Source organism: Streptomyces sp. CB02261 (assembly GCF_001905665.1).
In the GTDB taxonomy this organism is placed as follows: Bacteria; Actinomycetota; Actinomycetes; order Streptomycetales; family Streptomycetaceae; genus Streptomyces.
Genome location: NZ_LIVX01000003.1, coordinates 619448 through 643507, shown reverse-complemented (window position 1 = coordinate 643507; position 24060 = coordinate 619448). Strand labels below are relative to the sequence as shown.

The window sequence follows — 24060 nt, the reverse complement described above, 5'->3', positions numbered from 1 at the left end:
GAGGACCCCCGTCGTGAAGAGCTGGAGCGGCCGGAGCGGGCTCGCCAAGGTGGACGTCTACACACGCGTCACCGCGTACCTGCTCATGTGGGGCGCCGTGTTCGCCCTCGCGCTTCTCCTCCTGACCCGGCCGGTCCGGCACGAGGCCCCGCTCCTCCTCGTCGTCGTCGCCCCGCTGCTCAACCTCGCCAACGGCATCCTCTGCCACCGCTTCCTCCGCCGCGCGATGGACGTCTACCTGCGGCCCGGGACCGCGCTCGGCCCCCGAGAGGTCCTGCCCGCCGCCGCGGCCGCGACAGCCACCACGGGAGCCGTCCTCGCCGAGGCGGCCACCGCCGACCTGACCGGGCTGCTGCCAGGAATGCTCGGAGGGGCTCTCGTCCCCTTCTTCACCGCGCACTGCCTGCTCTTCCCCGTCCGGACCGTCGTCCTGCACCAGGCCCTCCTGGGCGCGGTGCTCCTGGCCGCCGTGCCGCTCACCGGCCGGGACGCCGGACACACCCTCGCCACCGTGCTGACGGTCTGCCTCACCACCGGCTGGCTCGCCGTCACGATCCGGCTCTCCCTCTGGGTGCTCCGGGTCCTCTTCGAGCTGCGCGAGGCGCGTGACGTGCAGGCCCGGCTCGCGGTCGCCGAGGAGCGGCTGCGTTTCGGGCGGGACCTGCACGACATCCTCGGCCGGAACCTGTCCGTGATCGCCCTCAAGAGCGAGCTCGCCGTCCAGCTCGCCCGGCGTGAACGCCCCGAGGCCGTCGACCAGATGATCGAGGTGCAGCGCATCGCCCAGGAGTCCCAGCGCGAGGTGCGGGACGTCGTGCGCGGCTACCGCGAGGCGGACCTGCGGGTGGAGCTGGAGGGCGCCCGGGGTGTCCTCGACGCCGCCGGGATCGACTGCGCCGTCGACATCCCCGGGCTCGTCCTGCCCGACGCGGTGCAGGCGGCGCTCGGATGGGTGGTCCGGGAGACCACGACGAACGTCCTGAGACACGGGGACGCGCGGCACTGCGCGATCGCCGTACGCGAGGAGGCCGGCGCGGTGCTGCTGACCGTGGAGAACGACGGGGTGGCGGGGAAGACGGGCGCCCCCGCGCCGGGCGGCCGGGCGCGGTCGGGGCCCGGGGCCGGGTCGGGGCTCGCGGGGCTCCGGGAGCGGCTGGCGGCCGTCGGCGGGACCTTGGAGGCCGGGCCGGGCGAGGGCGGTACGTTCCGCGTGACGGCCCGGGTCCCCGTCTCCGGTGACCGTACGCGTACCCGTGCCGAGGTGGCCCCGTGACCGGAATCCGTACCCGTGCCCGTGCCCGTGCCCGTGCCCGTATCCCTGTCCGTGCTCGTATTCGTACCCGTACCCGTACCCGTACTCGTATCCGTCGTGAGGTGTCCCGGTGACCGTTCCCGTGCGCGTGCTGCTCGCCGACGACGAGCATCTGATCCGTGGCGCGCTCGCCGCGCTGCTCGGTCTCGAGGACGACCTCGTCGTCGTCGCCGAGGCCGCCACGGGGCCCGAGGCGCTCGCCATGGCCCGGGCCCACCGACCCGACGTCGCGGTGCTCGATCTGCAGATGCCGGGCGCGGACGGTGTGACGGTCGCCACGGTCCTGCGGGACGAACTCCCCGGCTGCCGCACCATGATCGTGACCGGTCACGGCCGTCCGGGGCACCTCAAGCGGGCCCTCTCCGCCGGCGTCCGGGGCTTCGTCCCGAAGACCGTCAGCGCCCAGCGGCTCGCCGAGATCATCCGTACCGTGCACGCCGGAAACCGGTACGTGGACCCGGAGTTGGCGTCCGACGCCATCGCCGCCGGGGACTCGCCGCTGACCGCGAGGGAGGCCGAGGTCCTCGAACTCTCCGCCGACGGGGCACCCGTCGCGGAGATCGCCCGGCGCGCCTCGCTCTCCCCCGGAACCGTCCGGAACTACCTCTCGTCGGCCGCCACGAAGCTCGGTGCCGAGAACCGTCACACGGCGGTACGTCTCGCGCAGGCGAAAGGTTGGGTATAGTTGGCTCCGCGCTACGGCGCATGCGGACGTGGCTCAGTTGGTAGAGCATCACCTTGCCAAGGTGAGGGTCGCGAGTTCGAATCTCGTCGTCCGCTCCACGAAGAAGCCCCCGGTCGAATAGACCGGGGGCTTTCTCGTGCCCCGGGGGCGGGGCCCCTAGAAGCTGTCGGACCAGGTCTTGCCGGTCAGCAGCTCGTACGCCTCCAGGTACTTGGCGCGCGTGGCGTCCACGATCTCCCGCGGGAGCGGCGGCGGAGGCTGCTCGCTCTTGCGGTCCCAGCCGGAGGCCGGGGAGGTCAGCCAGTCCCGGACGAACTGCTTGTCGTACGAGGGCTGGGCGCGGCCCGGCTCCCACTGGTCGGCCGGCCAGAAGCGCGAGGAGTCCGGGGTGAGGACCTCGTCGGCGACGACCAGCGTCTCCCCGTCGAAGCCGAACTCGAACTTGGTGTCGGCGAGGATGATCCCCCGGTCGCGCGCGATGTCACGGGCCCTGCCGTAGACGGCGAGGGTCGTCTGGCGCAGCAGCGCGGCCGTCTCGGCGCCGACCTGGCGGGCGACCTCCTCGTACGAGACGTTCTCGTCGTGGTCGCCGACCGCGGCCTTGGTGGCCGGGGTGAAGATCGGGGCGGGCAGCTCGGAGCCGTCGGTCAGCCCCTCGGGCAGCGCGAGGCCGCAGACCGTACGGGACTCGTCGTACTCGACGAGGCCGGAGCCCGTGAGGTAGCCGCGGGCCACGCACTCGACCGGGACCATGTTCAGCGACTTGCAGACCAGGGTGCGGCCCGCCCAGTCAGCGGGGGCGCCGGCCGGAAGGTCGGTCGAGAGCACGTGGTGCGGGACCAGGTCGGAGAGCCGGTCGAACCACCACAGGGAGAGCTGGGTCAGGACCCGGCCCTTGTCGGGGATCTCGGTGGGCAGGACCCAGTCGTACGCGGAGATGCGGTCACTCGCCACCATCACGAGGTCACCGGCCTCGTTCCGGTACAGGTCGCGCACCTTGCCCGTGTGGAGATGGGTGAGGCCCGGGACCTGGACAGGTTCGGGCTTTTCTACGAATCCGGACACGGTTCCTCCGCGTAGGTTGATCCAGGAGCGCTTCGATTCTCTCGCACCGGGGCCGGGCGGCAGCGGGCGGGCCCGGACAGTCCTGGTCAGCCCCGGTCAGTCCCTCTTACAGATCCGGTCGAGAAGGTTCGCGGTGGCGCGCTGGACCCTGGAGTCGACATGGCCCGGCCGGTCCAGCGCCGGAGACCAGGCGAACGTACCCGAGGCGAAGACCCACGCCCCCGAGGGCGCCCGGTAGAGCGAGGTCTCCTGGTGGCGCAGCGCCCCGTCACCGTCCCGGTAGGGCGAGTGGGCGAGCAGGATGCGGCCCTCGTGCTCCGGGAGCGCCGTGCGCGGGAAGTAGCGGTCGGCCTCGCCCGCCACCAGGCCGGGCAGCTCGTCGCCGTCACCGGCCCCGGTGGCCTCCCAGAGCCAGTGCTCGGCGTTCCGCACGACCAGCGGGTGCGGCTCGGGCACCCGGCCCGCGTACTGGATACCGAGGAGCTGCTGCTCGGGCCGGTCGACCTCGCGCCAGAGCGCCGGGCGGCCGGGCCCGCGCCGCTTGCGGCAGGTGAGGAGCCGGTCCGGCACGCCGGACGGCGAAGGGCCCAGCTCCACCTGCCAGTACATGGTGTTGGCGGAGAGGAAGACCAGCGACGTGCCCTGGTCGCGGGCGAGTTCGACGGTCCTGCGCATCGGCGCCGACCAGTACTCGTCGTGCCCGGGGAAGACCAGGCCCCGGTAGCGGGTCGGGTCGACCCGGCCCGCGTGCAGGTCACGGGTCTCCGCGTACGCCAGGTCGTAGCCGTAGCGCTCGGCCCAGCGGATGAAGTCGTACGCGTGCCCCACATGGAGCGGCAGGCCCGCGCCCGCGTAGGGACGGTCGAAGGAGACGGTGACGGCCGCCTCCTCCTCCCCGAGCAGCCGGCCGTCCTCGTCCCAGGCGTGGTAGAGGCTGGCGCCGGTGCGGCCGTCCTCCGGATAGAGGTTGTACGCCTGCCAGGTCACGTCCGGCAGGACGAGGAGCAGATCGGCCGGGTGGTCGTCGCGGACCGTGAACGGGATGTGCGAGCGGTAGCCGTCGACGGTGGTGAGGACGGCGACGTACGCCCCGATCGACCAGTACGCGGGGACCTGGAGCCGCCACGACTGCCACCAGTGGTGGCAGGAGACCGTACGGTCGGCGGTCAGCGGCGGCGGCTGGACGATCCCGGCGAGACGCGGGCTGGTGGTGATCTTCGCGGCGCCGTCGCCGCCGTAGTGGCCGATCCGGTAGATGTCGACCGAGAACTGCTGCGGCGGGTCCACCGTGACGTGGAAGTCGATCGACTCGCCCGGCGCCACGGCCCCGTCGGACGCGAACCCCTTGATCTGGCGCCGGACGTCGTCGGCCGTGCGCGGGCCGCCGCGGCCGCCCCGGGCCAGGATCTCGTCCGCGTACCAGGGGACCACCTGGCCGGTGTCGTCGAAGTAGTTCTCGGACCCGCGCAGCCAGGGCAGCGGGCCCTGGCCGAAGGGATCGGTGACGGCGTGCGCGAGCGCGCCCGACTCCCACCGTCTGATCTGGTCCGCCCCCATGGTGCGCCCCTCCCTCGACTCCCCCGGGTCGGCTGTTCAGTGCCTTCTGATGCGTACTGACGTGTCGCGCGTCGTGGCTGTGTCGTCTGGGTGTGTCGTCTGGCTGGTTCGTCTGGCTGGTTCGTCTGGCTGTTTCGTCTGGCTGAGCGTCGTGCCTCTGCCGTGTGCGTCTGGATCGTGCTTCTGTCAGTGGCGGTCTCCAGCACATCACATAACGCACGCACTCCGTCACCGTTCGTCGCGAATTGGCGAGAGTGGAACTTTTAGCTCCGGGACGTCACGCCGTGAACGGACCGCCGAGCGGCTCTCAGACCAGGCGTACGGGCTTCTCCGGGCGCACCCCTGTACGGGCCAGCCAGACCCGCAGCGGCTCCGGATCGCCGTCCTCGACGAGGGCCAGCACACGGGGGCCGAGGTCCGACGCCCGCTCGCCTCCGACCAGGAGCGCGGGCCCGTCGAGCCAGTCGAGGCCCGGGGTGGCCTCGGCGGTGTCCACGGCCGCGCAGCAGACCATCGCGGTCACGTGGTCCGCGAGCAGATCACGGCCGGAGCGGGGCGGCTGGAGCGGGAAGAGCGGCAGCGGCCCGTCGGGGCCGCTCACGGCGACGGCGGCGCCGGACCGGTCGTCCTGCCCGCCGCCCCTGGCGGCCGCTTCGGCGGTCCTGGCGGTGGCGGCGGCCACCCGCGCCTCCCGCGCGGCCTCCTCGCGCGCGAGGAGCGCGCTGAGCGCCCCGGCGAGCGCCTCGGCGGCCGGGTTGACGGGCTCCATCTCGTCGTCGACGTCGTGGAGGTCGTCGACATCGTGGAGGTCGCCATCGTGGATGTCGAGGGGGTCGGTGGTGCCCGTGGCGTCGATGGCGGCGGCGGGATCGGTGGTGTCTGCGGGGCCTGCGGAGTCCGTGGAGTCCGTGGGGTCCGTGGGGTCTGTGGGGTCCGTGGGGTCCGTGGAATCGCTTCGTACGGCTACGGGGGTCGTCGTGGGGGACGAGGGAGCCGTGGGCGTCGTGAGGGCCGCCGCGGGAGCCGTGGAGAGGTGGGCGATCACCCGGGTCAGGGTCGGGGCGTCGGCGGCGGACGGGCTCCCGGACGGGGAGCCGGCCGCGCCGAGGCCGTCGAGGACCTGGTGCAGTCGGGCCGCGTCGGTACGCCACTTCCGGTCGACGACCTCCTCGGGGTACCGGCTCCAGTCCACCGGGGACCAGTCGGGGCCCGCTTCGGCCGGGCCGCCGTGGAAGAGGCGGGCGGCGAGCAGCGAGGTGGCCTCGTCGACCGCTCCCGGCTCTTCCAGGAGGTCGCAGGCGGGGCGCTCGCCGAGGCGGGAGGAGAAGCCGTCCGCGAGGCGGTCCCGGCGGGAGAGCTCGGTCAGGGCGGAGACCACGCCCGCGTCGAGCCGGGAGGGCCAGCGGCCCATCCGCCAGGCGGGCAGCGCGACCCGGGTGAGGAGGCGGTCCCAGCCCGCGTAGGCCAGGCCGACCTGCTCCTGCGCGACGATCCGCACGCCGTAGTCCACGTCCTGGGCGCGCTCCGAGCCGGCGACGGCGACCCCGCGCTCCATCTCGGCGGCGTGCCCTCGGCAGGCGCGCAGCAGGACGCGGGCGACCTGCCCGACGCCGTGCGCGCCGAGTCTGCGGAGCGGGTCGAGTCCGGGGGCCCGGGGGACGGCGACGGCCGCGTCCAGGCCTCGGACGAAGCGGCGGGCGGCGGCTATGTCGGGATGGGCCGCGGGACCGGTGCCGGCGACGACGGGGGCGAGGACCGCCCGCAGTTCGCCGACCCGCATCCACCACAGGAAGGGCGACCCTATGACGAGGACGGGGGCGCCGTCTTTGTCGCCGGCGCCGGTCGTGCGGCGCGCGCGGTGGGCCCGGTGGGTGCGGTCCTCCAGCCAGCTGTCGCAGTCCGGTGTCAGAGCTATCGCGGCGGGCGCCGGCACGTCGAGCCGGTCGGCCAGGTCCCGGACGAGCCGGTAGAGATCGGGTGCCGCGGTCTCGGAGAGCTCCACCGTCGGCGTCGCGGCCGGACGGGCCCGGGCGACGACGAGGGCGACGGCCGTGGCGGCGAGGGCGACGAGGAGCGCGAGGACGGTCACCACCCAGCGGGCCACGTCCCAGCCGGAGCCCGCGAAGTGGCCGGTGACCCCGCCCGCGTACAGGACGACGGCCACGGCGGCGGGAAGGATCGCGAGGCCCAGCGCCCTGCCGCGGACCCGGAGGACACCGAGGGCCCGGGAGCGCGCGGCGCGCACACCCCACTCCTCACCGACAACGGAACCGGTACCGGACACGCCGTACATCACCCCCTTCTGCCCATGTCGGGAGCGCCCATGTCTGGACGTCCCGTGTCGGGACTGCCTGTGGCGGTGTTGCTCACTCCCCCACTGTGGCACCCGCCACTGACATCGCAATGCCGGTGGGCCAAGTGCCGGAACACCTGCGCCGCACCCTAGTTGGGGCTGTGGCGGACGTCATCCGGATGGCCGAGTCGTCACTCGATGGAATGGCTTTGGGCAAAGGTGATGGCGCTCGCGCGGCCGTACGGTCCCCCGCACGGCCGCGCGAGAAATCAGGCTCCGGCGGCCTTCCGCGCGATGTCCGTACGGTGCTGGGAGCCGTCAAGGCGGATGCGGCCGACCGCCGCGTACGCGCGCTCGCGGGCCTGCTCCAGGTCCGTTCCGGTGGCGGTGACCGAGAGGACGCGGCCGCCCGCGCTCACGATCGCGTCGCCGTCCCGCTTCGTACCGGCGTGGAGCACGTACGCGTGCGGGGCGTCCTTCTCGGCGACCTCGTCCAGGCCCTCGATCGGGTCGCCCGTCCGCGGGGTGTCCGGGTAGTTGTGGGAGGCGATGACCACGGTGACGGCGGCGTCGTCGCTCCAGCTCAGCGGCGCCTGGTCCTCCAGGGTGCCGTTGGCGGAGTTCAGCAGGACGCCGGCCAGCGGCGTCCGGAGCCGGGCCAGGACCACCTGCGTCTCGGGGTCGCCGAAGCGCGCGTTGAACTCGATGACCCGCACGCCGCGGCTGGTGATCGCCAGACCCGCGTACAGCAGGCCGGAGAACGGCGTGCCGCGGCGGCGCAGCTCGTCGACCGTCGGCTGGAGGACGGTCGCGAGGACCTCCTCGACCAGCTTCGGGTCGGCCCACGGCAGCGGCGAGTAGGCGCCCATGCCGCCGGTGTTGGGGCCCTCGTCGCCGTCGAGCGCGCGCTTGAAGTCCTGCGCGGGCCGGAGCGGGAGGACGGTGACGCCGTCGGTGATCGCGAAGAGGGAGACCTCGGGGCCGTCGAGGTACTCCTCGATGACCACCCGGTCGCACGCGAGCGCGTGGGCCCGTGCCTGCGCGAGGTCGTCGGTGACGACGACGCCCTTGCCGGCGGCGAGGCCGTCGTCCTTGACCACGTACGGAGCGCCGAAGGCGTCGAGCGCCTCGTCGATCTCCTCCGCGGTCGTGCAGACGTAGCTGCGCGCGGTGGGCACGCCGGCGCCGGCCATGACGTCCTTGGCGAACGCCTTGGAGCCCTCCAGCTGCGCGGCTTCCCGCGACGGGCCGAAGGCGGGGATGCCGACCGCGCGGACGGCGTCGGCGACACCGGCGACGAGCGGGGCCTCCGGGCCGACGACGACCAGTTCGGCGCCGAGCTCGGTGGCGAGGCGCGCGACGGCTTCGCCGTCCAGCTGGTCGACGGGGTGCAGCTCGGCGACCTCCGCGATTCCGGCGTTGCCGGGCGCGCAGTGCAGAGCGGTGACGTCGGGATCGAGGGAGAGAGAGCGGCACAGGGCGTGTTCGCGGGCGCCGCCGCCGATGACGAGGACCTTCACGCCAGCCAGGGTAGCCCGCGGGGCGGGATGCCCCTTGTGCGGGCCACTGAACGAGACGCCCCTACTCGTTCGTGTATTCCTCCACAACGGTCGCTCCGAGCTCGCGCACGATCAGGTCGTGCCCGGAGAGAGCCGAGTCGACGAGGTCCGGATCGTCCTCCTCCGGTACGTCGTCCTCGGGGGCCACGGGCTGGGGGGCGGGCGGTGTGTACGCGGGCGCGGAGGGCCCCGAGGCGGCGGGCGCGGACGGCTGCGGGAACGCGGAAGCGGGCGCGGACGGGGCCTGCGAGGGCGCGGGGCCGGCCGGCGGGGCCTGCTGGAAGGACGGCGCGGGCGCCTGCGGGCGACCACCGCCGAAGCCTCCCGACCCGCCCGTACCGCCCGAACCGCCGAAGCCGCCGGATCCCCCCGGGCCACCTGATCCGCCGAAGCCGCCGGTCCCGCCCGAGCCGCCGAAGCCGGTGGCGGCGGGCGGGGGTGAGGCGCCGCCCGAGGGGTCGATGATCGCCTCGATCTTCCAGTTCACGTTGAACTGCTCGGCGAGGGCCTGCTTGAGGACGTCCTCGCTGCCGCTGCTCGCGAAGTTGTCCCGGGCCCCGGCGTTGAGGAAGCCGAGCTGGAGGGTCGTGCCGTCGAAGCCCGCGACCTGCGCGTTCTGGCTGAGCAGGATCCAGGTGAAGCGGCGCCGGTTCTTCACGGCGTCGAGGATCTGCGGCCAGAGGCTGCGCACCTGGGCCGTGTCCCCGCCGCCACCGGTGGCCGCCGGGGCGGGGGCCTGCGGCGCGGGCTGCGCCTGTGCGGGAGCGGGGGCGGGCGCCGCGGGTGCGGACGCGCCGGGCCAGGCGCCGGGCGCCCCGCCACCGGGGGTGGCGGCACCCGGCCAGGCACCGGGCCGGGGAGCGGCGGGAGCAGGAGCGGGCTCGGACTGCGCGTGCACGGGAGCGGGGGTGGGCTGCGCCTGTACGGGGGCGGGGGCCGGGGTCGGCGCGGGGGCCGGCGGGGGCGGGGCCATGGGGGTGTGGGCGTCGGGCCCGGGCACGTACCCCATGGTGGGCGCCGGAGGTCCGGGCGTGAAGACGGGCGCGGGCGCGGCGGCCGCCCCGCGCTCCAGCCGGTCGAGCCGCGCCTGCACGGAACGCTCGTCGTCGAAGGCCGCGGGCAGCAGCACGCGCGCGCAGATCAGCTCCAGCTGGAGGCGGGGCGAGGTGGCGCCCCGCATCTCGGTCAGCCCGCTGTTGACGAGGTCGGCGGCCCTGCTGAGCTCGGCGGCACCGAAGACGGAGGCCTGGGCCTGCATGCGCTCGATCACGTCGACCGGGGCGTCGATGAGGCCCTTCTCGGCGGCGTCCGGCACGGCGGCCAGGATCACCAGGTCCCGCAGCCGCTCCAGGAGGTCGGCGACGAACCGGCGCGGATCGTTGCCGCCCTCGACGACCCGGTCGACGACCTCGAACGCGGCGGCGCCGTCGCCGGCCGCGAACGCCTCCACGACGGAGTCGAGCAGCGAGCCGTCCGTGTAGCCGAGCAGGGAGGTGGCCATGGCGTACGTCACACCGTCGGCGGCGGCTCCGGCCAGGAGCTGGTCCATCACGGACATCGAGTCACGCACGGACCCGGCGCCGGCCCGCACGACGAGCGGCAGCACGCCGTCCTCGACGGGGATGCCCTCGCGCCCGCAGACCTCGCCCAGGTACTCCCGGAGGGTGCCGGGGGGCACGAGCCGGAAGGGGTAGTGGTGGGTCCGGGACCGGATCGTCCCGATGACCTTCTCGGGCTCGGTGGTGGCGAAGATGAACTTGAGGTGCTCCGGCGGCTCCTCGACCACCTTCAGCAGGGCGTTGAAGCCCGCCGAGGTGACCATGTGGGCCTCGTCGATGATGTAGATCTTGTACCGGCTGGACGCGGGCCCGAAGAAGGCCTTCTCCCGCAGGTCACGGGCGTCGTCCACGCCACCGTGCGAGGCGGCGTCGATCTCGATGACGTCGATCGACCCCGGCCCGTTCCGCGCGAGGTCGCGGCAGGACTGACACTCCCCGCAGGGGGTCGGCGTCGGCCCCTGCTCACAGTTCAGACACCGCGCCAGGATCCGCGCACTGGTCGTCTTGCCACACCCACGGGGCCCGCTGAACAGGTACGCGTGATTGACCCGGTTGTTCCGCAGGGCCTGCTGCAACGGGTCGGTGACATGCTCCTGCCCGATGACCTCGGCGAAGGACTCGGGACGATAGCGGCGGTAGAGCGCGAGAGACGACACATGTACGAGGTTATAGGCGCCCACCGACAACCCGGGAAAAACCGCCAGGGGGCGGGGGCGGGACGCCGGGGGCTCGGGGGCGCGGCCGGGACACTGGGGGCGCGGGGGCTCGGGGGCGCGGGGAGGAACGTGAGCGACGGGAAGCCCACCGCAGCCCCGGAATCGCCCACTCGCCCCGGGAACGCAAGCGCCCCCCACGCACCTGCCAGAGCCGACCTACCCTTGCTGCCTTCCGGCCCTGGGGGAGTTCAGTCAGATAGCACCGCGTGAGGGGCTCCGCCCAGCGTACCCGATCCCAGCCCCCGCCCCATCCCACTCCCCCTCCAGGGACCCCGCACCGACCTCGCACCGACCCCCACCTGGATCGAGTTCGCGAGCACCCTCTTCGGTCATGTAATGTTCGCGGCGGAGGATTCGCCTAGAGGCCTAGGGCGCACGCTTGGAAAGCGTGTTGGGGGCAACCCCTCACGAGTTCGAATCTCGTATCCTCCGCCATTGCTCTCACCGGGCAATTCGTTGAAGGGCCCCACCGTTCGCGGTGGGGCCCTTCGACGTGTGTGATCTCCCTGAACGACACGACCCCGGCTCTGGATTACTCCCTCACACGCCGCCTCACCAGCCCCACCAACAACGTGACCATGCCTTCCGATCCGCCTCGGCCCTTGCACGTCAGGCGCACGGCGGGGCGTACGCCACTCCCTCCCCGACGAAGCGGCGCCATTGCCCGGGGCTGAGGGGCTCGGTGTCGGCACAGATTCTCTCGATGCTCGTGTCCACGTCGAGCTGCCACAGCCGGGCCGACTGGTCGAGGCTGCCGGTGGCCAGCGTCTTCCCGTCCTGGCTGAAGACAACGGCGTACACGGAGTCGGTGTGGGCGTTCAGCGGCAGGCCGCGACGGCTCGGCCGGGCGGGCGTGCGGACGTCCCACAGCTGCGCCGACGACTGACCGTAGCTGCCCGTGGCGAGGGTGCTGCCGTCCGGGCTGAAAGCGAGGGCGAACACGGAATCGGTGTGTCCAGTCAGCGGCTTGCCAAGGCTGATGGGGTGGCTGGGCGAGGAGATGTTCCACAGGCGCACCGAGAAGTCGTTGCTGCCGGTGGCGAGGGTCTTTCCGTCCGGGCTGAACGCCAGGGAGGAGACACCATTGATGTGGCCCTTCATCGGCCGACCGACGCGCTCGGGTCCAGTCCGGTCGCGGACGTCCCACAGCTGAGCCGTGGTGTCGTAGCTGCCGCTGGCCAGCATGTCGCCGTCCGGGCTGAACGCCACGGCGAGCACCATGCCCTCGTGGTGCCGCACCGGACGGCCGAGCGGCCCTGCGCGGCCCGGGTCCGTGACATCCCACAGGCGGATCGTGGCGTCCTGGCCGCCGGTGGCCAGGGTCTTGCCATCCGGGCTGAACGCCATGGTCCAGATGCCGCCCTCGTGTCCGGTCAGAGGATCGCCCAAGTACTTGGGTTTGGACGGATCGGAGATGTTCCACAGCTGAATCACGCCGTCGTACCCGGCACTCGCGAGGAACTTCCCGCCCGGGCTGAACGCCAGGGACCTGACGCCGGCGGTATGAGCCTGGAACCCCCGACCGAGCAGTTTCGGACGGCCAGGCTCCGACGTGTCCCACAGCCGCACCGCCCCGTCCAGACCACCGGTGGCAAAGAGCCGCCCGTCCGGGCTGAACGCCACACCGATCACACCGTTGAAGTGGCCGGTCAGCAGCGTGCGCGGCACGTCCCACAGCCGGGCCGTCTGGTCGTAGCTGCCGGAGGCGAGGGTGAGTCCGTCGGGGCTGAACGCCACCGACGACACGGTGTTGCTGTGCCCCGTCCATGGCTGCCCGAGCGCCTTGGGACGTGCCGGGTCGGAGACGCTCCACATCTGCACAGTCGCGTCCGCACTGGCGGTGGCCAGAATCCGCCCGTCCGGGCTGAACGCCACCGAGGAGATCACGGCGCTGCGCCCCTTGAGGAGCTGGTTGGCGTACGTGGGCTTGTCAGGCTCCGCGACGTTCCACAGCCGTACGGTGGAGTCGCCGCTGCCAGTGGCGAGGGTCCGGCTATCGGGGCTGAACGCCAGGGACGCGACAGTGTTGGTGTGGCCCGTGAGCGGGGCTCCGCGCCGCTTTGGCTCCTTCGGGTCGGACACATCCCACAAACGGGCCTTGAAGTCGTCGGCCCCGGTGGCGATTGTCTTGCCGTCCGGGGAGAAGGCCACCGCCCAGAGCCTGCCCGGACCATCCTTGAGCGGTTTACCCACGAGCTTGGCATCGGCCGGGTCCGACACGTCCCACAGCCGGACCGTGGCATCGCCGGAGCTACTGGCGAGCAGGTGGCCGTCCGGGCTGAACGCCACCCCGCTGATGACGGCGTCATGGCCGGTCAGGGGCCGGCCGAGAGGCTCGGGATCCGACGGGTCGGACACGTCCCACAGCCTGACCCACCGGTCACGGTCATCACCGGCAGTGGCCAGAGTGCGCCCGTCCGGGCTGAACGCCACCGCCATCACAGCCTTGGCATGGCCGGTGAGCGGCCGTCCCAGAGCACGGGGGCTGCGTGGGTCGGAGGTGTCCCACAGTCGGATCGTGGCATCGCCGCTGCCGGTGGCCAGAGTGCGCCCGTCCGGGCTGAACGCCACCGACGAGACCCGTTCGGTGTGACCCTGCAGCTGCTTGGACAGCGGGGTGTTCCCGGAGTTCAGCAGCCGGGTGTACGTCTCGTCGCTAGGCCGCATCCGGTGCGCCACGAGGTCGAGCTGGGAGGCCAGCGACTGGTCCGTGCCGCGCAGCCGGTCGGCTTCGGCGACGACCCGGTTGTAGACGGCGAGGTCCCGCTGGTGTAATGCCTCGCCCTGCTGCAGGAACGCTATGCCTGCGGCACCCGAGGCGAGCAGGGTCAGGACAGCGAGGGCGGCGATGACCGCGTTCCGCAGCCGAGCGGTGCGGCGCCGCGCCCGCTCCCCAGCGGCAAGGAACGCCCTTGCCTCCGAACTCAGGCTGTTTGGGGGAGCGTTGAGCGCCCAGGTACGCGCGACCTCAAGGGGGCTGCCACGATAGAGGAGCGCCGGGTCACGACCGCTCTCGTCCCACGTGGCCGCCGCCTCCTCCAGGTTCTGGTGGGTGAGGCGCCCGGCCCGGTCGGCGTCAATCCAGCCGCGCAGCCGGGGCCACGTGCGCAGCAGAGCCTCGTGGGTGATCTCGACAGTCTCCTGCTCGCAGGTGAGCAGCCGGGCCCTGGTGAACGCGTCCACTACCGGCTCGGCACGGCCGCCGCTGACATCCGCCAACTCGGCGCGGCTCAGGCGCCGGCGGACGTCCTCCGCCCTGTCGCCGACCCGCACCATCCGCAGGAAGAGCGACTGTGCCACGCGCCGCTCGTCATCGTCGAGGCCGATGTAGACGCGGTCGGCGGTCGAGGCGATGGCACCTTGGATGCCTCCGGTGTCGCGGTACCCGCGCACGGTGAGCGTGGCGCCGTGCCGCTGCTGCCAGCAGACCCGCAGGGCGTGTGCGAGCAGCGGCAGGCGCCCTGCCTCGTAGCGCGCTTCCCCTGAGGGCCCCATCGCCGTGGTGGCTCCCAGGTCGTGCAGGAGCAGTTCGACCAATCCGTCCTCTACGTCGAGCCCCACGTCCATGGCGGGCAGCAGGACGGCCTCGCGCAACTCCTCGTCCGTCATGGGGCCGACGACCAGCGGGGCGTCCTGCAGCGCTGCGCGCAGGGGAGGGTAATCGACGCACGCGGCGTAGAAGTCTGACCGGATACCCAGAACCACGAGGGCCTGCGGGGTACCCGCCGTTCCGGTGTCTGTCTGGCCGCCCGCAAGGCGGGCGAGCAGTGTGACGAAGGAGCGCCGTTCCTGTTCGTCGGTACACAGCGTGAAGAGCTCCTCGAACTGATCGACCACGATGACCACCCGCGCGGGCTGCCCCGGCAGGTCATTCCGCAGGGCCTCGGCCAGGACCGAGAGGCACCGCGGCGGATCTGCGACGAGATCTGCGGCCGTCGCCTCCGAGCCGACGCCGCGGAGCGCCACGATCTGGTCAGCCAGGGCACGGAGCGGGTGGGCGCTGGGAGTGAGCAAGAGCTTCGGCCACCGGTCGGAGTCGGGCAGCGCGGCCTGGTCCAGGTGCGGTAGCAGCCCGGCCCGCAGCAGCGAGGACTTACCCGCGCCCGACGGGGCCACAACCGCCTGGAGCCGACCCGAGTCCATGCGCTGGTCGAGGCGATCGGTCAACTCGGCGACGAGCGCCTCTCGTCCGAAGAACCAACGCTCGTGCTCTGGCCCGAAGGCGGCCAGCCCCGGGTAGGGGCAGTCCGGCACCGAGCTTCCTGCCTCGGTGCGGCGGCGTTTGCGCACCCCATCGACGTAGTGGAAGTGCTGGTCACGGCCGGCGACGTTGATGCCTGCGTGATCGCGGGCGTATGCCTGGATATGGATGCCGTCGCCCGCAGCGCGCGGTGCGCCGTCCGCCGGGTGGTCTGCGGAGTCCGAGCGTTCGATGCCGCGGTCCGCCTGCTGCTCTTCCGGGCTCATCGATCACCCTCTTCGGTGATGTGCTGATCGCGTCCAGCAACGTAGACCCGGCTGCTGTCCCAGGCCCGCACGGACACCCTCACTGACGGTTCATCCGGGCCGCTGCCGGGCGGCTCAGGGCCCAGGTCGTCGGCGAGGATCCTGCGCAGTTCCGCGGCAAGTTCGGGCTCGGCCGCAAGTAGCCTGCGCAGCCGCCCGCGCCACTCGCTGACCAGCTCCGCTTCGGCCTGTTCGGCCTCGGCCGGATCGTCGGCGTCCTGCCGGGCAGCGAGCAGCACCGCACGGGATTCCTCGAGTTCGGACTCCACCGTGTTCGCCCGGTCTGGGTACACGCGACGCCACAGCGCACCCATCGAGGTCTGTGCCCGCTCCCAACCGGCCGTCGTCAGCAGTTGCACCACTGTCGCAGCCGCTACGGAAGCAAGGCCCGCAAGCTCCGGATCCATACGGTTCCCTCGTTCCCCCATGGCACTACTGGCTCACTGCATCGTGTGTACTGCCTGAATCACCTCGGGCGCCAGAGGGAACCCGGTCGAATGACCGGACCTACACAGGGGGCTGTCACGTTGCGGGTGGGGCCTACGGGCCACTCCGCCGGTCTCGGTTCTGGTCTCATTCGCCCCCCGTCCAGTTCCGTCCGGGCGGAACCACCCTCAACGCTCCGCCGCAGGTCAGAACACCCACGGCCCCCGCCGGACGCCCGTACGAACATGTGGAAAGCGTGTTGGGGGCAACCCCTCACGAGTTCGCATCTCGTATCCTCCGCCATTGCTCTCACCGGGCAATTCGTGGAAGGGCCCCACCCTTCGCGGTGGGGCCCTTCGGCGTTGTCCGTCTCAGTTTCCGTCTCAGTTGGTCTCGGTGGGGACCTCGCTCCCCTCTTCGGCTCTGCCCCAGAGCGCGTCACCGATCTGCTTGGCCACGTTCTGGAGCATCGGGCCGGTGATGTGCATGTACCGGGCGCGCATCCGTGCCGACCCTCCCGGCTCCCATCCCATGATCGCGTCCACGATCACGTCGGGGACGCCGAGCAAGAGGAGAACCGCCTTGCCGCAGCTTCCCCTGCCGTGCCTCCAGGTGGCCGAGGCCCTGGACGCCTTGGGAACGCCCATGTCGCGCAGCGCCCTGACGAGGAGGCTGGGAGCGACGACAGCCACTGCCACTCGGGAACTGGACGACGTGCTGGAGACTCTGCCGATCATGCCCTGGTCTGGCCGGACAGCGACGGAAGGCTTCTCCACTTGGCCGCACCGTTGCGGCAGGCGTGGGAGACGCCCCTGGGGCTGGCCACCGACACGGCCCGGCTCGGCGGCGACCTCACGGCCGTCGTCACCGGCACGCCCTCGGCACGCCTCGCGGAGTTCTTGGATGCGACCGCGGACCGGGAGATCAGCGGCACGGCCTCGCTATGGCGGTTCAGCGCCGACAGCATGCGCCGCGCACCGGACGCCGGCCACGCTCCGGACGAGATCCCGACTCTCCGCGCTCGGGCTACGGCAGCTCGCCCCGACGGTGCTCGTCAGCAACAGCCCGCCCGACAAGACCCTGGCCGCGCTCCGGGACCAAGGCTGTGCCCCCGTCGCCGAGGCCCCGGACGGGACCGTACGCATCGAGAAGGTGCCCCCTCGACGGGCCGCCGCCGTTCCGGCCCCGCGGAAGACCGCCACCAAGGTCGGCACCGGACGCTCGACGTACCGAGCTGCGGAGGCATCGGCCGCCGCCGCTCGGTACGCCGTGGTGGCCCGGCTGCTGACCGCCCCGCCGACCGGCCCGGAGCCCGATCCCTTCGGCACCGGGGTCCCCTTCGGTACGGATACCGAGGAGATCGTCGCCGGGTACGCGAAGCAGCTGCCGCACACGGACGTCCGCCAGCTCGGCCACGCCATCGACACCGGTATGGCCATCACCGTCGAATACGTCGCCGCGTCGGGAAGCCGCACCGTGCGCCGCCTCCAACTCGATCCGCCCTACCTCGAAGCCTGGTGCCGTCTACGTGACGCCGAACGTGTCTTCACGCTGTCCCGCGTCCACTGCGTCATGCCCCCGTAGGAACCCTTCCGGATATACTTGACGTACGAGCTGATATCACAGGAGGTGCCTGAATGAGTCGAACCGTGATCGACCTCGATGACGAGCTGCTGGCCGCCGTGGCCCAGGCTCTCGGGACCAGCACCAAGAAGGAAACGGTCAACACCGCCCTGCGCGAGGTACTGGAGAACCGGCGGCGGGCCCTGGCGCTCACCAGACTGCGGGCTGCCACCGCAGACGGCTCCTTCGACCTGGACCTCTTCGAGGACAAGCGGAACTACCGGCGGTGAGCGCGGCACAGTTCCTGATCGATACCAGCGCACTCGCGCGATTCCTGCGCGGCGACGCCGAACAGTACGGCTGGGACCAAGCAGCGGCGGCCGGGCTCATCGCGACCTGCCCGATCACCGAGCTGGAGTTCTTCTACAGCGCCCGCTCTGCCGCGGACCGTGCGCGAGGCATCGAGGACATGCGGCTCGTATTCAGCTGGGTACCTGTCGACGACCGGGCCTACGACCGCGCCTGGCGAGTCCAGGAGTTGTTGACCCAGCGTGGACAGCATCGCGGTGCAGGCGCGGTGGACCTCGTCGTTGCCGCCACGGCGGAACTGCAGGGGCTCACCCTTCTCCACCGCGACCACGACTTCGACTGCATCGCCGCCGTCACAGGCCAAGCCATGCAGTGGTATGGCCCGGAAGCCGGTAAATGAACGTGGCCTGACGGTTTCAGTCCTGGCCTCGTTCGCCCCCGTCCAGAGCTGTGCGGACGTACAAGGCTGGACGCTCCGCCGCAGGTCAGGACACCCACGGTCCCCGCCGGCCCCCTATACGAACATGTGGAAAGCGTGTTGGGGGCAACCCCTCACGAGTTCGCATCTCGTATCCTCCGCCATTGCTCTCACCGGGCAATTCGTTGAAGGGCCCCACCGTTCGCGGTGGGGCCCTTCGGCGTTCCCGGGGACGGTCAGTCGCTGTCCTTCGGGTCGTCGCCGAGGCCGACGGCGAGGAGGTCGAAGACGTACGTGGCCTCCGGGGCCACCGCGGCGGCGATCAGGTCGTTGGGCTCGCCGGCGAGGGTGAGTTCCTGGATGCGCTGGAAGAGCAGCCGGTGGGCGGCCCCGAGCAGTGCCGCGGCGGCCCGGGGGGCGATGGACGGCGCGTCGGCGGGGGCGATGCCCGCGAGGGCCTCGGCGAGGGCCTCCTCGCGCTGATCGTGCAGTTCGCGCAGGCGGGCGGTGAGGGTCGGGCTCTCGGCGATCATGCGCGCGAACTCCGGGCCGGCGAAGCCCGCGACCGGGTTGCGCTGCTCGACCGCGGCGGCGAACTCGCGCCGCAGCGCGGCGAGTGCCGACTCTCCGGCCCCCCGCCCGGCGACCGCGGAGGCCAGGCTCGCGGTGAACGCCTCGTGGTGGTCGAGGGCCAGGTCCTCCTTCCTCGGGAAGTAGTTGGTGACCGTCTTCTTGGCGACGCGGGCCGCTGTGGCGATCTCGGCGATGGTCGTCCGCTCGAAGCCCTGCTCGATGAAGAGCCGGGTGGCGTGGTCGGAGATCAGCTGCCTGGTCTCCTGCTTCTTGGACTCGCGGAGTCCCATGCTCTGGGTGGCCATGAGGGAATCTTACACTCGACGCAACTTTACGCTTGACGCACTCAATCCATCGTGCGTAAAGTTACGTCCGTCGCAAAAATCGCCTCGTAGGACGAGATCGGAGATCGTGCATGCGAAAGCAGAACCTCGCCGTCACCGCCCCCGCCGCACCGTTCCCCACCGTCAAGCTCGCCGCCGCCTCCCAGGAGACCGGCCCGATGCCCGTCATCCCGCGCCCGGCCCGCGAGCTGCCGCGCACCGGCGGCCACCGCCCGGCGCCCGCCCGCACCCGGATCCACGCGCCGCGCCGTACGTACTGATGCGGCCACGGCGGAGCCGCTCCGCGCGTGCGCGTCCCTGCGCCTCGCGTGACCGAGCAGCACCGCACGACCGGATCGCCGTATCCGTCGCCCATCACCCGAAGGTCCACCCGCCGAGGAGCCGCCGTGAACGTCTCTACCTCCACCCTCTCCCTCACCGTCGCCGATGTGGACGCCTCGCGGGAGTTCCTCACCACCCACCTCGGCTACCAGGTGGCCATGGCCGCCGACGGCTTCGCCTCGCTGACCCGCGACGACGCCGCCGTCGACATCGTGCTGCTCGGCCGCGGCACCGACGTCCTTCCGCCCGAGCAGCGCGACGAGCAGGCGGCCGGGCTGATCCTGGCGCTCACCGTCACCGACCTCGCGGCGGAGGAGGCCCGCCTGCGGGCGGCGGGCGCCCCCATCACGATGCCGCTCCGCGAGGAGCCGTGGGGCGAGCGCCTCTTCCAGCTGACCGACCCGAACGGGGTCGTCGTCCAGCTCGTCGAGTGGGTCACCCCCGCGACCCCGGCCTCGTGAGCCTGAACGCCGCAGCCGTGACACCGCCATAAGCCGGAGGGCCGGACCGCATCGTGCGGTCCGGCCCTCCGGCGTACGCGTCCGAGCGCCTCGGCGGCTACACGGGGCACGGGCGGTACTCGAGGCTGAGCTCGCGGTCGACGGCGTAACTGGTCCGCATCGACGCGTCGATCACCTGCTGCCAGGTGCCGTACTTGGCGAAGAGCTGGTCCGCGGTGGGGCCGAGCGGATTGCCGTACTTGGCGATGTTCCGCTGCTCCAGGATCCGCACCTCCTCCGGAGTCATGCCGGCGCGGGTGATCTCCTTGGCCTGGTTCCGCATGTCGACCAGCTCACGGGCGATCTCCTCGTCCGTGGCTCCCGCCTCACGCATGGCGGCCTCCGTACGGTGCATGTCCTCCAGGAGCCCGTGATACCGCATCCGGGTCCGCTGCGCCTCGACCTTCTCGTCCATCGGCAGAACCCGGATCCGGCAGACGACCGGGTCGGCACTGGGACAGGGGTCGTCGGCGGCCACGGGCCGGGCGAGCGGAGCCGTGATGACCGACCCACAGGCCTCCACGGCCCCGGCCACGGAGACCCCGGCGGTGCCGAGCAGGGCGACGGCGGCGGCGAAAGGGACGAGGGCGCGGCGGAGCAGGGATGAGGATGGGTGAGAGCGCATGCGCGCAATTTTTGAGGGCGCCGAGGGGTCCTTCGCGCAGGCGCACCGGGGGTTACTCCTGTCGCCCGACCGGATCCGGATCCGGAGTGATGCCTGCCGCTGGTTGACGCCCTCACGCCGGGTCGAGCGGGCTGGACCGCCACGAGCCGTCCTGGTTGAGCCCCGGCTCGGGGAGTGGTGCTGCTGGTCACCTGACGGCGCCGGGTTCACCGGATCGGGGGGTGATGGGAGGGAGGGACGTTACTGCGGGCACCGGTGTGTAGTGATGCCGATACTTTCTGTGATGACCAGTCGGCACTATCCAACAGGGGTTATCGATGAGGAAGTTCGCTACGGCGGTGGTGGCCGCGGGGCTGTTCTTCGGGGGGATGGGGGTGGCGGCTGCGGATTCGGCCCGCGACTTGACCATGACGGCGCCCGGTGTCGCGTTCAAGGGCACGTACCAGTGGCAGCCGACGACCAAGATTCCGAGCGGGCTGCATGTAAAGGGCAAGCTGCGGGACGAGAGCAAGAACGACGGTCACAACGTCTACCTCCGTGTCAAGGTCGAAGGCTACGCGTGGGGTCGACTGAAGGGTGCCCAGGGGAAGTCCGTCACGGTAAACGAGGTTTTCTATGACGGTGCCGTCCTGAAGACCAAAGAGGTACGGATCCACGCGTGCGTCGACCGTGGTTCCTTGCGGCCCGACTTCTGCTCTCCGGAGCGGCTGTTCTCTCGGAAGTAGTTGGCGAATCTGGGAGCCGCAGCCATGCGGCGGCTCCCTACCCCCCAAGGAGCGCACCCGATGGACATCATCCTCCGCGCCGAGGGCGTGGATCTCTCCTACGGCACAGAGCAGGCCGTCAGTAACGTCGATCTCACTCTAAGACGCGGCGAAGTGGCCGCCATCATGGGCAGCAGCGGGTCCGGAAAGTCGTCGCTGCTGTATTGCCTGGCCGGGGTTCTGCCACCCACCAGCGGCACCGTGACCTTCGACGGCGTGCAACTCTCCACCCTCCCTGACGGCGAGTTGAGCGCCCTGCGCCGCACGCGCCTCGGATTCGTCTTCCAGTACGGGGAGCTGCTGCCGGAGCTGACCGTGGAGGAGAACGCTGCGCTTCCCCTTCGGCTCGCCGGCATCAGCAAGAGTCACGCCCACGCGATGGCCGCCCAGATTCTGGGGCGACTCGGAATGGGCGACCTTCTGCGGCGCAGGACCTCGAAGTTGTCCGGCGGGCAGTGTCAGCGTGTTGCGGTGGCCCGGGCTCTGGTCCACCGGCCGGATGTGGTGTTCGCGGACGAGCCGACCGGCGCACTCGACAGCGCCAACGCGGCGGCTGTGCTGGCCGAGTTCCTGCATCTGGCACGTCGCCAGAAGACGGCCGTGGTCATCGTCACCCACGACGCTGACGTGGCCGCCAAGGCTGACACGCAGTACACGATGTCGGACGGGGTCCTGGCCCAACGGGTGGCAGTGTGAACGCGTTCGTCCTCGGCATGCGCCTGCTGTGGGGCAGTGGGCGTCGGGGGCGGGTCCGCTTCCTTTTGATGGCGCTGGGTTCGGCGCTCGGAGTGGCGTGCCTCGCCGCCGTCCTCACCATCCCCTCCATCCTCAGCGCCCACGACGCGCGCACCGCCGCCCGTGAACCACGGCAAGGAACAAGCAGCTTTCTCTATCAAGAGTTTCGAGATCCGTACGGGGCACAACCGCTCCACCGCGTATTTCTCGCACGGGCACGATCCGGGTCTGCTCCTGTGCCCCCGGGCATCGATCAGCTTCCCAACCCTGGCGAGGCAATCGTTTCGCCCAAGCTCGCCGGAATTTTGGCCGCCAACCCGAGGGCGGCGGGCCTGGTGCCCGGCCGAGTAATCGGCACCATCACACCGGAGGGGTTAGGCGACACCGAAGACCTGTATGCCTACGTCGGCACCACTCCAGAGAAGTTAACCGAGGCACAGGAACTGGGTGGATTCGGCGTTGGCCGATCGTGGCGGGAGATCGTGGACCCGTCGACCCTCGGCATTCTCCGTTTCACGCTCGGATGCATTGTGCTGCTCCCCCTCGTTATCTTCCTCTCGGTCTGCGCGCGGCTCTCTGGGGAGTCTCGCGCACGTCGGCTAGCTGCTCTTCGGCTAGTCGGGCTCAGCATGAAAGACACCCTGCGGGTGAACGCCGGGGAGAGCGTCGCCGCCGCATTGCTTGGGGCTGTGCTCGGGATCGTGGGGTACGTCGGCGTCAACGAGGTCATGGCGCGGGTGGGGTTGCCCGGACTGCACTGGTATCCGGAGGACGGTCGCCCCTCGGGGGAAACTCTTGCCTTCTGTCTGCTGGGATGTCCGGCACTCGCCTGGGTGGTTGGGCAGTTCAGTGCGAGGCGAGCCGCTCTGTCACCGATCATGGTGCGACGGACCGGGGAGCGGAAGCAACCGGGAAGCGCCGGGGCATTGCCTCTGATCCCCGGGCTCGGAGTCATCGTCGGGTACTGCGCTCTCAGCGCTATGGGAAAGGACCCGTCCGGTGGGTCGGGCAGTTCCCTGCTAGTACCCGTTGCAGTGTTGTTGACCGGCGCCGGACTTGTCTACGGATTGGCGCCGGTCACGGCGTGGCTAGCGCGACGGCTGGCCGGCTTGGCGAAGTCGTTGCCAGTAAGCCTGGCAATGCGACGTACCGAGGTCGATCCGGGGTCGTCGCTCCGGGTCGCCGCGGGACTTGTGCTGTTGGTGTTCTGCGCGGCACTTACGCAAGGGGTACTCATCGAACTGGACCAAGTCAGCCGGCGCACTGCCCCTGTGCAAGAGTACAAAATCCCTCTCAGCGGCCTCGGGCCTGCGCAGCGGAAAGCCCTAGGGGAAGTTCCAGAAGCGCAGGCAGCGGTGATGTCGCATAGCTCCTGGTTCCCTTTGGACGACAGCTACGCACCACGTGCCGACCTCGTGGTCGCCACCTGTGCCCAGCTCGCCGCAGCCACGGAGCGGTCCACAGGATGTGTGGATGGAAAGATCATGCAGCTGCGGGACGACCGTACGACGTTCGAGTACGACCCGAAGGCAGGAGAGCGCTACCCCTTCGAGTTGAAGAACGGCAGGAAGGTCCATTTCACCGTGCCTTCCGAGCGGGTCGACGTGCACCCATGGGACCTGTCCGTCTTCGCTTCGGGCGCTCTACTGGTACCGCCGGAGCTCGCCCCGCCAGACCTCGCCGACTCCGCCGGCACCCTCACTCTCGTCAGCGACGCCGACCCCGCCACCATCCGGGCCGTCCTCGACGGCATCGGGGCCATCGCGCCCACCTCCTCCGTCGATCCCGTCGGTATCGTCATCGACTCGCTCGCTCAGCTCACCGTCATCCGGAGTCTGCTTGCCGTCGGGATGGTGCTCGGGCTTGTCATCGGGGTGGCTGCGTTTGTCGTGTCCGTGGCCGATCGGGCCATGGAGCGGCGGGGGCAGGTGACCGCGCTCGCGTTGTTGGGGGCTCGGGCGGGGACGTTGCGGGTGGTGCAGGTGGTGCAGGTGGTGTTGCCCTTGGGTGTGGGGCTGGGGGCGGCCATCGTCACCGGGTGGCTTGCCGAGTCCAGTTATCTGATCACCGGGGGTGGCTCGGTGCACTGGGACTGGGAGGGGCTGCCCCTGCTGTTCGTCTGTGCGCTCGGGGTGCTGTGTGCCGCCGCCCTCGCCTCCGTGCCCATGGTGCGGCGGCACATCGATCCCGAGCACATCCGGCGGGATTGATCTTCCGTACTGCGGGAGTG

Annotated in this window: 20 protein-coding genes, 2 tRNA genes, 1 other RNA gene and 1 pseudogene; 13 read left to right on the top strand and 11 right to left on the bottom strand. The window is 71.3% G+C overall.

From position 1 onward, the window contains the following. Positions 1–13 precede the first annotated feature (13 nt). The 3 genes from AMK29_RS13080 to AMK29_RS13070 all read left to right on the top strand — a co-directional run bounded on the left by AMK29_RS13080 (position 14) and on the right by AMK29_RS13070 (position 2095). The gene (locus tag AMK29_RS13080) at positions 14–1273 is read left to right on the top strand and encodes a sensor histidine kinase (protein ID WP_073812017.1); all 1260 of its coding nucleotides are present in this window, start codon (positions 14–16) and stop codon (positions 1271–1273) included. Between the two features lie 109 nt (positions 1274–1382). After that, positions 1383–1997 carry a response regulator transcription factor gene (locus tag AMK29_RS13075; protein ID WP_073812014.1) on the top strand — a complete coding sequence of 205 codons (615 nt, stop codon included), beginning with the start codon at positions 1383–1385 and terminating at the stop codon, positions 1995–1997. 22 nt (positions 1998–2019) lie between these two features. Next, positions 2020–2095, top strand: a tRNA-Gly gene (locus tag AMK29_RS13070). Between the two features lie 58 nt (positions 2096–2153). Here AMK29_RS13070 and AMK29_RS13065 read toward each other — a convergent pair. The 6 genes from AMK29_RS13065 to ffs all read right to left on the bottom strand — a co-directional run bounded on the left by AMK29_RS13065 (position 2154) and on the right by ffs (position 10965). After that, positions 2154–3062 (bottom strand): phosphoribosylaminoimidazolesuccinocarboxamide synthase, encoded by a 909-nt coding sequence (locus AMK29_RS13065; RefSeq protein WP_073812012.1) that lies wholly within the window; start codon positions 3060–3062, stop codon positions 2154–2156. A 96-nt stretch (positions 3063–3158) separates the two neighbouring features. Then, on the bottom strand, positions 3159–4619 hold the full coding sequence (locus AMK29_RS13060; protein WP_073812009.1) for a N,N-dimethylformamidase beta subunit family domain-containing protein: 1461 nt from the start codon (positions 4617–4619) through the stop codon (positions 3159–3161). Positions 4620–4926: 307 nt separating this feature from the next. Then, positions 4927–6912, bottom strand: a complete 1986-nt coding sequence (locus tag AMK29_RS13055; protein ID WP_073812007.1) for a hypothetical protein — start codon at positions 6910–6912, stop codon at positions 4927–4929. 269 nt (positions 6913–7181) lie between these two features. After that, the gene (gene purD, locus AMK29_RS13050) at positions 7182–8432 is read right to left on the bottom strand and encodes a phosphoribosylamine--glycine ligase (protein WP_073812003.1); all 1251 of its coding nucleotides are present in this window, start codon (positions 8430–8432) and stop codon (positions 7182–7184) included. A gap of 61 nt (positions 8433–8493) precedes the next feature. Then, complete coding sequence (locus tag AMK29_RS13045; protein WP_073812001.1) at positions 8494–10686, bottom strand: DNA polymerase III subunit gamma and tau; 2193 nt, start codon at positions 10684–10686, stop codon at positions 8494–8496. Between the two features lie 180 nt (positions 10687–10866). Next, positions 10867–10965, bottom strand: an RNA gene (gene ffs / locus AMK29_RS13040) — signal recognition particle sRNA small type. A 128-nt stretch (positions 10966–11093) separates the two neighbouring features. Here ffs and AMK29_RS13035 point away from each other — a divergent pair. Then, positions 11094–11181, top strand: a tRNA-Ser gene (locus tag AMK29_RS13035). Positions 11182–11355: 174 nt separating this feature from the next. Here the strand turns inward: AMK29_RS13035 and AMK29_RS13030 are convergent. The 3 genes from AMK29_RS13030 to AMK29_RS37790 form a co-directional block, all read right to left on the bottom strand. After that, positions 11356–15213, bottom strand: a complete 3858-nt coding sequence (locus AMK29_RS13030) for an nSTAND1 domain-containing NTPase (RefSeq protein WP_073811999.1) — start codon at positions 15211–15213, stop codon at positions 11356–11358. After that, complete coding sequence (locus AMK29_RS13025; protein ID WP_073811997.1) at positions 15210–15659, bottom strand: hypothetical protein; 450 nt, start codon at positions 15657–15659, stop codon at positions 15210–15212. Before AMK29_RS13025 ends, AMK29_RS13030 begins: the two co-directional genes overlap by 4 nt. Positions 15660–16061: 402 nt before the next feature. Continuing rightward, positions 16062–16376, bottom strand: coding sequence for a hypothetical protein (locus tag AMK29_RS37790; protein WP_338012731.1), 315 nt, complete (start codon positions 16374–16376; stop codon positions 16062–16064). Here AMK29_RS37790 and AMK29_RS37785 point away from each other — a divergent pair. The 4 genes and pseudogenes from AMK29_RS37785 to AMK29_RS13005 all read left to right on the top strand — a co-directional run. Beyond that, positions 16281–16628, top strand: a pseudogene (locus AMK29_RS37785) (hypothetical protein); the annotation flags it as partial. The gene AMK29_RS37790 and the pseudogene AMK29_RS37785 sit on opposite strands and share 96 nt — an antisense overlap. A 97-nt stretch (positions 16629–16725) precedes the next feature. After that, entirely contained in the window at positions 16726–17262 is a 537-nt protein-coding gene (locus AMK29_RS13015) for a WYL domain-containing protein (protein ID WP_073811994.1), read from the top strand. A 53-nt stretch (positions 17263–17315) separates the two neighbouring features. Further along, positions 17316–17531: a type II toxin-antitoxin system VapB family antitoxin gene (locus tag AMK29_RS13010; protein ID WP_073811992.1), complete on the top strand. Its 216-nt coding sequence runs from the start codon at positions 17316–17318 to the stop codon at positions 17529–17531. Further along, positions 17528–17950 (top strand): PIN domain nuclease, encoded by a 423-nt coding sequence (locus tag AMK29_RS13005; protein WP_073811989.1) that lies wholly within the window; start codon positions 17528–17530, stop codon positions 17948–17950. Before AMK29_RS13010 ends, AMK29_RS13005 begins: the two co-directional genes overlap by 4 nt. Positions 17951–18204: 254 nt before the next feature. Here AMK29_RS13005 and AMK29_RS13000 read toward each other — a convergent pair whose 3' ends face one another. Beyond that, positions 18205–18846, bottom strand: coding sequence for a TetR/AcrR family transcriptional regulator (locus AMK29_RS13000; RefSeq protein WP_073811986.1), 642 nt, complete (start codon positions 18844–18846; stop codon positions 18205–18207). 110 nt (positions 18847–18956) lie between these two features. Between AMK29_RS13000 and AMK29_RS12995 the strand changes: the two genes are divergently transcribed. Both AMK29_RS12995 and AMK29_RS12990 read left to right on the top strand, forming a co-directional pair. After that, positions 18957–19145: a hypothetical protein gene (locus AMK29_RS12995; protein ID WP_073811983.1), complete on the top strand. Its 189-nt coding sequence runs from the start codon at positions 18957–18959 to the stop codon at positions 19143–19145. Positions 19146–19271: 126 nt separating this feature from the next. Continuing rightward, positions 19272–19667, top strand: coding sequence for a VOC family protein (locus AMK29_RS12990; RefSeq protein WP_073811981.1), 396 nt, complete (start codon positions 19272–19274; stop codon positions 19665–19667). A 97-nt stretch (positions 19668–19764) separates the two neighbouring features. Here the strand turns inward: AMK29_RS12990 and AMK29_RS12985 are convergent, their stop codons facing one another. Continuing rightward, a complete protein-coding gene (locus tag AMK29_RS12985) occupies positions 19765–20331 on the bottom strand; it encodes a hypothetical protein (RefSeq protein WP_073811980.1) in 567 nt (188 codons plus the stop codon). A 317-nt stretch (positions 20332–20648) separates the two neighbouring features. Here AMK29_RS12985 and AMK29_RS12980 point away from each other — a divergent pair, with 317 nt between their 5' ends. From AMK29_RS12980 to AMK29_RS12970, 3 genes are read left to right on the top strand one after another with little or no spacing between them, the layout of a single operon-like run. Beyond that, positions 20649–21056: a hypothetical protein gene (locus AMK29_RS12980; RefSeq protein ID WP_073811978.1), complete on the top strand. Its 408-nt coding sequence runs from the start codon at positions 20649–20651 to the stop codon at positions 21054–21056. Positions 21057–21116: 60 nt separating this feature from the next. Beyond that, positions 21117–21791, top strand: a complete 675-nt coding sequence (locus AMK29_RS12975) for an ABC transporter ATP-binding protein (protein WP_073811977.1) — start codon at positions 21117–21119, stop codon at positions 21789–21791. After that, complete coding sequence (locus AMK29_RS12970; protein WP_158071312.1) at positions 21788–24040, top strand: FtsX-like permease family protein; 2253 nt, start codon at positions 21788–21790, stop codon at positions 24038–24040. The genes AMK29_RS12975 and AMK29_RS12970 overlap by 4 nt, the downstream gene beginning before the upstream one ends. Positions 24041–24060 lie beyond the last annotated feature (20 nt).